General features: G+C 65.9%; 10 protein-coding genes. 4 read left to right on the forward strand and 6 right to left on the reverse strand.

The genetic code is table 11. The features are described 5' to 3' along the window. The first annotated feature begins 471 nt into the window (after nt 1–471). Nucleotides 472–1,131 (forward strand): ParA family protein, encoded by a 660-nt coding sequence (locus tag ACLJK8_RS20695; RefSeq protein WP_413152264.1) that lies wholly within the window; start codon nt 472–474, stop codon nt 1,129–1,131. 1 nt (nt 1,132) lies between these two features. Then, nucleotides 1,133–1,429: a chromosome partitioning protein ParB gene (locus ACLJK8_RS20700; RefSeq protein ID WP_413152266.1), complete on the forward strand. Its 297-nt coding sequence runs from the start codon at nt 1,133–1,135 to the stop codon at nt 1,427–1,429. 44 nt (nt 1,430–1,473) lie between these two features. On the opposite strand, the gene ACLJK8_RS20705 is transcribed toward ACLJK8_RS20700, so the two are convergent. The 6 genes from ACLJK8_RS20705 to ACLJK8_RS20730 all read right to left on the reverse strand — a co-directional run bounded on the left by ACLJK8_RS20705 (nt 1,474) and on the right by ACLJK8_RS20730 (nt 6,600). Further along, nucleotides 1,474–2,514 carry a replication initiator protein A gene (locus ACLJK8_RS20705; RefSeq protein WP_413152268.1) on the reverse strand — a complete coding sequence of 347 codons (1,041 nt, stop codon included), beginning with the start codon at nt 2,512–2,514 and terminating at the stop codon, nt 1,474–1,476. Between the two features lie 265 nt (nt 2,515–2,779). Next, nucleotides 2,780–3,238, reverse strand: coding sequence for a hypothetical protein (locus ACLJK8_RS20710; RefSeq protein WP_413152270.1), 459 nt, complete (start codon nt 3,236–3,238; stop codon nt 2,780–2,782). Further along, entirely contained in the window at nt 3,238–5,034 is a 1,797-nt protein-coding gene (locus ACLJK8_RS20715; protein WP_413152271.1) for a type IV secretory system conjugative DNA transfer family protein, read from the reverse strand. Before ACLJK8_RS20715 ends, ACLJK8_RS20710 begins: the two co-directional genes overlap by 1 nt. 5 nt (nt 5,035–5,039) lie before the next feature. Next, the gene (locus ACLJK8_RS20720) at nt 5,040–5,450 is read right to left on the reverse strand and encodes a mobilization protein (protein WP_413152273.1); all 411 of its coding nucleotides are present in this window, start codon (nt 5,448–5,450) and stop codon (nt 5,040–5,042) included. Between the two features lie 567 nt (nt 5,451–6,017). After that, on the reverse strand, nt 6,018–6,311 hold the full coding sequence (locus tag ACLJK8_RS20725) for a BrnA antitoxin family protein (RefSeq protein ID WP_413152275.1): 294 nt from the start codon (nt 6,309–6,311) through the stop codon (nt 6,018–6,020). Further along, on the reverse strand, nt 6,295–6,600 hold the full coding sequence (locus ACLJK8_RS20730) for a BrnT family toxin (protein ID WP_413152277.1): 306 nt from the start codon (nt 6,598–6,600) through the stop codon (nt 6,295–6,297). Before ACLJK8_RS20730 ends, ACLJK8_RS20725 begins: the two co-directional genes overlap by 17 nt. A 50-nt stretch (nt 6,601–6,650) precedes the next feature. On the opposite strand from ACLJK8_RS20730, the gene mobQ reads away from it, so the two are divergent. Together mobQ and ACLJK8_RS20740 are read left to right on the forward strand one after the other, a co-directional pair. Beyond that, nucleotides 6,651–7,868 (forward strand): MobQ family relaxase, encoded by a 1,218-nt coding sequence (gene mobQ, locus ACLJK8_RS20735; RefSeq protein WP_413152279.1) that lies wholly within the window; start codon nt 6,651–6,653, stop codon nt 7,866–7,868. 397 nt (nt 7,869–8,265) lie between these two features. Further along, entirely contained in the window at nt 8,266–8,958 is a 693-nt protein-coding gene (locus tag ACLJK8_RS20740; protein ID WP_413152281.1) for a papain-like cysteine protease family protein, read from the forward strand. Nucleotides 8,959–9,014 lie beyond the last annotated feature (56 nt).

The raw sequence follows: 9,014 nt of genomic DNA on the forward strand, positions 1-9,014 counted from the left end.
CCTGTCCCTCCTGCGTTCAATGCAGAAGGGAAATAGGTGGCCGGATTTTACTCCGCCCGCGGCCGGACTATCCCGCCGCTACCGTGGCCGGTTTTTGCACCGCCGCTCTCACTCGTAGCGCCCCAGAGGGCGGGGAAAGCCCGAAACAAGATCCTCGCTCAACGGCCAGCCCTCAGTCGAAAACAATGGGCCCAACTTGTCACGCCTTCGAAGACGCCACAAGCCGCTCGGCCGGTGTCCAAAAAAAGGGGCCCTGGCACCGAAGCGGTTCCGGGCGTCGCCGGCGGCAATCCTCTCACTGAAGCCGAGGCCCCCGCCCGGCGAACGCGGGGTCGTTGGGGACGTTAAGGTCCGCCTCATCCCCTGATTGCCCGGCGGAAATACCTCTTCCGAACAGATAGCGCGCTCCATAAAGTCGTTGACTTATTAATTACCGGATTTAAAATATTACCTGATAATTGGAGTTACCGGATGCCAACGATCGTTGTCGCTTCCCCCAAGGGCGGCGCGGGCAAGTCCACGACTGCAGTGCTCCTAGGCACCGAACTGGCCCACGCCGGAGCCGAGGTCGTCATGCTGGACTGCGACCCGAACCGCTCTCTCTCGCTCTGGGCTGACCGAAGCCCCCTGCCCTCTCGCATCCAGCTGCTCGGCGACGTCACGGAGTCGGACATCGTCCGCACGATCAAGCAGCATGACCAAGACGGGCAGATCGTTCTGGTCGACCTGGAGGGCGTGGCCTCGCGTCTCGTGTCTCGAGCGATCTCGCAGGCCGATCTGGTCATCACGCCAATGCGAGCCACGACGCTCGACGCGACGGTCGGAGTTCGTGCGCTCCAGCTCATTGCTGAGGAGGAAGAGGCCCTCGACCGGAAGATTGCTCACGCGGTGGTCTTTACGATGACCAAGGGAGTGAAGTCCCGGCAGCATAGCGGGATCGAGGCTTCGCTGACGGAGCAGGGCGTCGATCTGATCGAGCCGCCTTTGATGGAGCGGGCCGCCTTCTCGGCGCTCTTCGAGTTCGGGGGCGATCTGCGAACCATGCCCGCGCAAGGCAACATGGAGGCGGCGCGAGAGAACGCCGCGCTCTTCGCCCAGGCGGTCTATCAACGTCTCGTAAGGAATGTCTGACATGGCCGACGCCAAGCCCTTCCAGATCGACCTCGGCAATCTCAAGGCGCGGGGGAAAGACCAGAGCCCCCAGGCGATCGAGAAGGTCGACCACGCTGGCAACGAGCTGGGGTTCGTGCCCCGTGAGGGCCAGAAGCGGCGTGGGCGACGGCCGAGCCCGCGAACTGGCCAAGTCCATGCCAAAGTGATGCCACAGGTTTCCGACGAGATTGCGGCCGAGGCCAGACGCCGGGGCGTTCAGCAGGGAGTGGTGATCGAAGAGGCTTGGGCGCTCTATAAAGAAAAATCAGGTAATTAAATAAACCTGATTATAATATAAATCCGGTATAAAAAATTACCTGATTATGCAGAAGTCTTCCGGTTGTGCGCCCACTTGCGGCAGAAGCCCAGGAAGGCCGCCTCTGGGCTGTGAGGAGGCTCAGGCAGCCAGTCGCGCCATTCCCGCTCCAGAAAATGAACGTCGATGCCGGGGGCGAGGGCGCGAGCGATCTCATAGACCTCCGGGTCGAGAGGAGGCGCAACCGCTTGGCCCCCGATCCCCCGGCCGGGCTGGCGGTTTGTGAAGATCACGATGTCCTCATCGTCGATACTGACCGCGTAGTCCGGGATATGCTGGTGGGTTTGATCTTCTTTGATAACGGTTGTCAGCAAGCGGCGGAACTCCCGGATCGTGGATCCCGAACCGCATTTCTTCTGCAGGATGTCGAGTCCGACACGCCATTCGCGCTGTGCCCCGCAATGCTTACGCGCCAGTTCGTAGATTCGGCGTTCCAGGGGCTTGCGCAGGCGAAAATAGTCGCGGTGCAGCGTCAGCACTTCCTTCGATCGGATGGCGTTGAACACCCAGTCTGAAAGCTTGACCTCGACCTCCTGCATCCGGCCGTCCCTCGTCTGGCGGACGATCTCGGCGCTTTCGATCAGCCCGAAGGTCCGAAAAATCTCTTGGCCGCCGGTGACGATATTCGTGCTGATCCGCGTTCCTGCGAGGCGCTCCAGCGCCGCCTTGAGCTGGCCGTAACCGGTCCCGGCCGTATTACGGTTAGTTGCGATCAGCATGTCATGGGCGCGGAACCGCACCACCTGCGAGACTTCCTTGCCCTCATTGAGCGCGGTCATCAGCTGGCTGATGCAGTAGATCAGCACATCGCGGTCATGGACAGTGGCCAGGCCATCCACTGACGGCTTGATGACGATCTTGATCCCGTTGTGCTCGTATTCCCGGATGCGGGTGTCGGGCTTCGTCGAGAGCGAAAAGATCGGGTGCTCCATCGAGGCCATGTCGGCTTTCGGTACGGCATCGAAGATGTCGCAGACGAAGAAATCTCCCTGGGGGTAGCGATCGGGGAGGAGGGGGGAACGGGTAGGTTGGGCGGGATCCGACACGAGCGAACTTTCGTACTTTCACCCACACTAACCCGCAGGAGCCGGCATGCCAAGGGCGCTATTCGTACTTTCACCCACACCTAAGGGCCTTTCGTACTTTTACACACGCTCTTTCGTACTTTTACACACACCCTTTCGTACTTTTACACACGGGGTCGACAAATTAATTGATTATTCCCAATGACTTGCGCGGCAAAATTTTGCCGTAACACAGAATCTAACTCTATTTAACACCCAGGTCTGTGGATAAGTCCCTGATAAGGCTCTACCAACTGAAGGCCGACGCGATCCGCGCAAGCACACCGCCCAGCACAAACATGCCGGCCAGCATGAATGGCATCCACCGCCGCAGCCGCTCCAACTTCTCGCGGCTCTCCAGCTCTCTCGGGGTAGTGGTGGCAATGAGGGGGCGCAGCTCCCTCAGCACCCGGTCCGTCGCTTCCCGCTGACCCTGAGCCATTGTCGCCAGAATCTGCACCTGCCGGTGTCCTCGGGCGATGCCCTCATTGATCAGATCGCCGTTGCGCTTCCAGTCGGTCGCCTTCTCGGCAGCAAAGGCCGCCGCCCTGGCCTCGGTCGCGGTCTTCAGCACCTGCTCCAGCATCCGGCCCTGGGCGTCGATCCGATCCGACAGGCTCGCCACCAGCAGCCCCATCGTGTCGAGGGTGTCCGCCAGCTGCATTGCCTCGAACGGGGCAGGGGGTGTCTTCACCGGCGCGCTCATTACCCGGCCTCCGGCATGAACAGATCCCTGAACTCGGGATCGGCGTAGTAGCGCAACTTCTGCGCCAACACCGGCGGCATGCCCTGCACGCGCAGGAGCTGGAGGCTTTGCGGCAGCTGCATGATCTCGTCCGGGGTCATCAGCTCGCGGCCGGTGACGTGCTCGGCGGTCGAAGGCATGTCGCCGGGCCGATGCGTGGCCGTCTCGTAGCCGATCGTCGCCTTGCCGAGCGCCTGGCTCAGCCAGCGCGCCGTCTCGACGTCGCCCACCCCGAACACCTGCAGCACGCCCGCGTTCGCCACGAAGGTGTTGGCCCGCGCGCCGTAGAGGTCGCGGAGCTGGCTCAGGTCCTGCAGGATAGGCCAGAGCTGCAACCCGTAGCCGGCCATCAGCCCCATCGCCCGCTCCACCGCCTCCAGACGGCCGAGGGCGGCGAACTCGTCGAGCAGGAACAGCGTCGGCGTCCGCAGCCGGGGGCCGGCCACAGGGCGCGCCAGAGGCGCGGAGAGGGCAGGGGAGGCGCTGGCGGCCGTCAGGGGCTCCGTGGGGGCGTGCGGCGCTCCTGCGGCGTCCTGCGGGCTCTCCGGGGCTGTGTGGGCCTGAGAGGCCGTCTCCGGGCCGCTGACGGCCTCCGCGTCGCGGGCGATGTCCCCCAGGGCCTCGGAGACGAGGAGCCGCAGCCAGCGGCTGTAGGCGTCCATGCGGTTCGGCGGCAGGACGAGGAAGACTGTGGCGATCTGGTGGCGAAGATCGGCGAAGCGGAAGTCGGAGTGGTCGAGGCTCGCGACGATCCTCGGGCTGTCGAGGAAGTGGGTGTGGCGCTGCGCGCCGGAGAGGACGCCGGCGGCCTCGCGGTCGGCCTTGCCGAGGAAGCGGTTCGCGGCGCGGGCGATCAGGCCATTGGCGCCCCGGCTCTCCTGCATCAGGGCGAGCAGCTCGCGGAAGCGCTCAGGGGGCAAGGTCAGGTATTCCCGCACGGTGCCGAGGTGGCGGCGCTCCGCGTCCTCGTGGACGACACAGAACAGCACCAGGCCGGCGATGAGGGCGCGGGCCTCCTCGTTCCAGTGGGCTTCCCCCGCCTGGCCGGGCGGGTCGATCACCAGCGCCGCCGCGAGCGTGCTCGCGTCCTCGCCGAGGTCGAGGCTGCCCTCGGTCATCCGGTCGAGCGGGTTGTAGCTGGCGCCGGCGGTGCCGGGGACGCCGAAGGGGTCGAGGACGAAGGTGGGGCCGTAGTCGGCGCGCATCGCGCCTGCGACGCGGACATTCTCGCCCTTGGGGTCGACCACCAGCATCGAGCGCCCCGAGAGCAGCAGGTTCGGGATCACCGTGCCGACGCCCTTGCCGGCGCGGGTCGGCGCCAGGGTCAGCAGGTGCGCCGGGCCGTGGTAGCCAAGGAGCTTCTTCGTCTTCGGATCGCGGCCGATCAGCAGGCCGTCCTCCTCGACCCCGACGGCGAGGTTCGCCGCGATCTCCTTCGGGTTCGCGAGCCGGGCCGAGCCGTGGGTGTCGCCGGCGCCCCGACGGAACAGTCCGCGGACGCCGAGCTTCTCGCTCCAGAACCAGAGTCCGATGATCGCGCAGCCGGCGACGGTCGGGATCGCCACCAGCCACTGCACCGGGTTGGAGATCGGGCCGAAGAATCCGGCGAGGATCATCACGAAGAAGACCGAGAGGAAGAGCCCGCCCACGATGGCGGCGCCGACGTAGAAGACCAGCATGAGCAGCGCGATCGGCGCGCCGACGACGAAGAGGCAGGCAGCGGCGACCCAGCGGGCGCCGCGCACGAGCGTGGTCATGGCGATCAGCTCCGGGTGGCGACGGCCGAGAGGGCAGGGGAGGCCGCTCCTGCGGGCGAGACGATCCCGGCAACCCGCTGCGCCCGGGCCGAGACATCCTCGGCCCGGGCATCACCATCGGCACCCGCAGCGCCCGCCTCCTCCGCGACCGCACCGCCGCTCCCAGCCTCGCGCCAGTCCCAGCCAGTGAAGGCCGAACGGTCCTGCTCGCGGGCGAGGTTGCGGATCAGCCGGTCGAGCATGGCGGCGGCATTGTCGTCGCGGACGGCCAGGTCGACCAACGCCCCACCGAGGATGACCTTGCGCCGGGTGTCGAGCTTCCTCTGCTTCGTCGCTTCCCGGTTCCGCAGTGCCTGGAGTCTCGCCCTTGCCTGGGCGAAGCGCTTCTCGGCGCGTTCGAGCTCGGTTTCCGCCATGGTGTCGTCCTCGTGGTCTGCACTGCGGTGCCAGGAGCCGAGCCGTCTCCGTTCCCCGCCTTGCGACGTGGAAGAAAGACGAACGTTCAAGGGCTCTTGCGAGGACCGGGTCTAACGATTACCCGTGACCTTGGAAAGGTTGAAGGGCGCACTTATGCAATTTTCCGCCTACGGCTCCAAATTGCGTGCGGTCTCAGGGGGGCAGTGCCCCCGCCGACGGCTCCCCAATCCGCCGCGGCATGACGCGACGGATCAGGAGGCCGTTCCCCGCGCCTCCTGGACCTCCCAGGGCCAACCTCCGCGGTTGGATCGCGTCGGTCGCGCATGGCTTGCCGCTTCGCCCGGTCTCCGTTTGGCGCGGTGCGCCTCCGTGCCCGAACGAAGCGGCAAGCCCCGCGCTCCAAGGCGCCGGTCGGGGTGCCGAGGCACCCACTCCCCGACGCCTGCCGATCCGGCCTCCCTGCGTCTTGGGGCGCGTCGGCCGGATCGGCAAGAAGGGCGGGCGGCCGCCGCGCGCCTGACCAGATGCGGCGCACGGGTGGCGGCCTCGGCTTCCGCGTCGCGGGCTCAGCGGCCGCGCAGCATCGCCTCCCGCAGGATCGCGTTGATCCGCGACTGGTATCCCTTGCCGCTCGCCTTGAGCCAGGCCAGCACGTCCGCGTCGATGCGCGTCGTCACCTGCTCCTTCACCGGCCGCCAGAACCGGCCGCGCTCCATCTCCGCGAGCTGTGCTTCCGTTAGCTCCGGGATGTCGCCGGTGTCGATCTCCGCGTCGCTCATCGTCGCGACGCGCGCGAGCCGAGCGCGCTGCTCCTCCGTCAGCTCGGGAAGCTCGTCCAGTCGCCTAGTCTCCGTCTTCATAGCGCCGTCTCTCCCGCCTGGTGGCGGCGCGGGCCGAGATGACACGGACCACCTCGACCGGCCTGCCGTTCTCGTCGTCCTCGCGGACGGTGTGGGCCACGAGCAGCAGCGTCGTGCCGCCCACCATCCCGATCGTCTGCCAGCGCATCTCGCCGTCTTCGATCCGGTCCTGCCACGAGAGGTGCAGCGGATCGGCGAAGACGCGGACCGCTTCCTCGAAGTCCAGCCCATGCTTCTGCCAGTTGCCGCGGTTCTTGGCCTCGTCCCATGTGAACCGCAGCTCTGTCATGGCGATAATGTAACGACAGATGTGTCGTTACACAACGGCCCGGCCGCCTGATGGCGAGCTACCATCTCGCGGTGAAGACGGTGAAGCGCAGCGCCGGGCGATCGGCGACTGCGGCCGCCGCCTATCGCTCCGGCGGCGTCATCGCCTGCGAGCGCGAGGGGCGGGTGCATGACTACTCCCGCAAGCAGGGTATCGAGGACGCCTTCATCCTGGCGCCCGAGGGGGCGCCGGATTGGGCGCATGATCGGGCGCGCCTGTGGAACGCGGCCGAGGCGGCGGAGGTGCGCGGGAATGCCGTGGTGGCGCGGGAGTGGGAGCTGGCGCTGCCGGCAGAGATCGGCGCCGAGGCGCGGCGCGAGATCGCCGGCGCCTTCGCCCAGGCGCTGGTCGACCGCTACGGCGTCGCCGCCGACGTGGCGATCCATGCGCCGCATCGCGAGGGCGACGAGCGCAACCACCATGCCCATGTGCTCACCACCACCCGCGTGGTGGGCGAGGACGGCTTCGGGAAGAAGACTCGCGTTCTCGATGCGGCGCAGACCGGCGGGCCGGAGATCGAGGCGATGCGCGGCGTCTGGGCCGAGCTGCAGAACGAGGCGCTGGAGCGGGTGGAGGCCGAGGACAGGGTCGACCATCGCAGCCTCGAGGCGCAGCGCGAGGCGGCGGAGGAGCGCGGCGACCTAGTGGCGGCCGAGGAGCTGGATCGGGCGCCGGAGGTGAAGCTCGGGCCGGCGGTCAATGCGATGGAGCGGCGGGCGGCGCGGGAGGCCGAGGCGGAGGGACGGGCTTATGAGCCCGTGACCGATCGCGGGCGGGTGGTGCAGGAGGCGCGGGAGGCGCGGTGGGTGTTCGCCGTGCTCCGCGAGGAGCTGCGCGAGCGGGTCGAGGCGGCGCGGGAGGCTTATGGCGCGGCGCGCGACGAGGGGCAGGATCGGGTCAGCGCCGGGCTCGCTGCGATGCGGGCGGCCCTGGATAAGCAGCGGGACGGGCCGGAGGCCGGCGAGAGCGTCGGGGACAGGCTCAGGCGGATGCTGGCCCGGGAGCAGGAGCGGGGTGGTGGGGAGCCGCCGGGCGAGGAGAAGGACGTGCGCGCCAGGCTCGACGTGGCGCTCGGGCGGCGGGCTCAGGAGTCAGAGGTTCAGCGAGATCGTCCGCAGCAGAGGGAGGACGAGCGAGAGGAGCGAAAAGCTCCCAAGGCCGAGACAGGGCGGGATACAGAGAAGACCCGTGGTCGGCGGGGGCGGGATGACGGCGGCTATGAACGGTAACGGCCTTCGCGGGCTGCCGGCTGATTGAGGATGGAATGAACTGTAGAGATGGAAGAAGCCGTCGCCGCGCTCGCCGAACAGCCGTTCGATGCCGCCGAGTTCCCGTTCGCCTTCCTCCAGGCGTTCGGAGACGACGCTGAAGCGGCTGCGGAAGGGCGAGTCGAACAAGTCCGACGTCGGCGGCGTCCTGCAGAACCGGCAACATCCCCAAGAAGGCATGGCACCTTAATGCACGACTGTCTCGCCGTCCCTTATCACTCTTGGGAGGAACGAGGAAATGGGATATCTTTCGTCGCGCAAAACGCCCGACTCACCATTGAGTCCAGACTACCGTAAATGCCAGCTTCCCATAGTCTTTCTGCCTCCTGTTCTTTTTATAAACTGATCCGAGGCTTCCATGGGGATACCTTCCGTCCTACGTTCATCGACAACAGTTGCACTCCCACAAACGAGTAACATTGCCGCGGCCGGAGGAGGCGGAGGTGCAACCTCCCACAGCTTGGGCTTTGCGGTTGCTCCGCAACTGCAATCGAACTGGTGCTGGGCGGCTGTAACCGACTCCATTGCTCGATATTACGACTCCTCCAGTTCGTGGACCCAATGCAAAGTCGCCAATACGGCCCTCGGCCGCTCCGATTGCTGCGGCTCTGGGGCTGCCGACGGCAGTAAATGCAATAAGCCGTGGCGGTTGCATGAGGCTATGGCTTTGACGAACAACTTTGTAGGCTTAGTTCCGTCACCGATGAGTTTCTCCAAAATCCAACAAGAGGTAAATAGCGGACGGCCCGTGGGAACACGGGTAGGGTGGAACGGTGGTGGCGGTCACTTTCAAGCAATAGTGGGATGGACGGTCGGCGTAAGTGGAGATGAGTACTTGCACATCTCTGATCCGATTTATCTAGAGACGCAAATTCTATTTCAAGAGTTTGCGGGAAAATACCAAGCTGGCGGCCACTGGAATTACAGCTATTTGTCGCAGGATGCTGCGGGTGGTGGGGGTCCTCAGATAGAGCCGCCAGACTTCATAGTTTCAGTGGTCTTGCCCCCATTTCACCGGACACTCAGGCGGTTGCGGTTTCAGCTGCGATGAACTCGCGGGGCGAGCGCATTTTCAGCCCTGAGTGCGGGTGGTTTTCGTTGTAGTCC

This window comes from Amaricoccus sp. W119, from assembly GCF_047275745.1.
In the GTDB taxonomy this organism is placed as follows: domain Bacteria; phylum Pseudomonadota; class Alphaproteobacteria; order Rhodobacterales; family Rhodobacteraceae; genus Amaricoccus.

Coding starts and splice junctions, on each gene's coding strand:
- ACLJK8_RS20695 (WP_413152264.1), top strand. CDS start 472: ATGCCAACGATCGTTGTCGCTTCCCCCAAGGGCGGCGCGGGCAAGTCC.
- ACLJK8_RS20700 (WP_413152266.1), top strand. CDS start 1,133: ATGGCCGACGCCAAGCCCTTCCAGATCGACCTCGGCAATCTCAAGGCG.
- ACLJK8_RS20710 (WP_413152270.1), bottom strand. CDS start 3,238: ATGAGCGCGCCGGTGAAGACACCCCCTGCCCCGTTCGAGGCAATGCAG.
- ACLJK8_RS20715 (WP_413152271.1), bottom strand. CDS start 5,034: ATGACCACGCTCGTGCGCGGCGCCCGCTGGGTCGCCGCTGCCTGCCTC.
- ACLJK8_RS20720 (WP_413152273.1), bottom strand. CDS start 5,450: ATGGCGGAAACCGAGCTCGAACGCGCCGAGAAGCGCTTCGCCCAGGCA.
- ACLJK8_RS20725 (WP_413152275.1), bottom strand. CDS start 6,311: ATGAAGACGGAGACTAGGCGACTGGACGAGCTTCCCGAGCTGACGGAG.
- ACLJK8_RS20730 (WP_413152277.1), bottom strand. CDS start 6,600: ATGACAGAGCTGCGGTTCACATGGGACGAGGCCAAGAACCGCGGCAAC.
- mobQ (WP_413152279.1), top strand. CDS start 6,651: ATGGCGAGCTACCATCTCGCGGTGAAGACGGTGAAGCGCAGCGCCGGG.
- ACLJK8_RS20740 (WP_413152281.1), top strand. CDS start 8,266: ATGGGGATACCTTCCGTCCTACGTTCATCGACAACAGTTGCACTCCCA.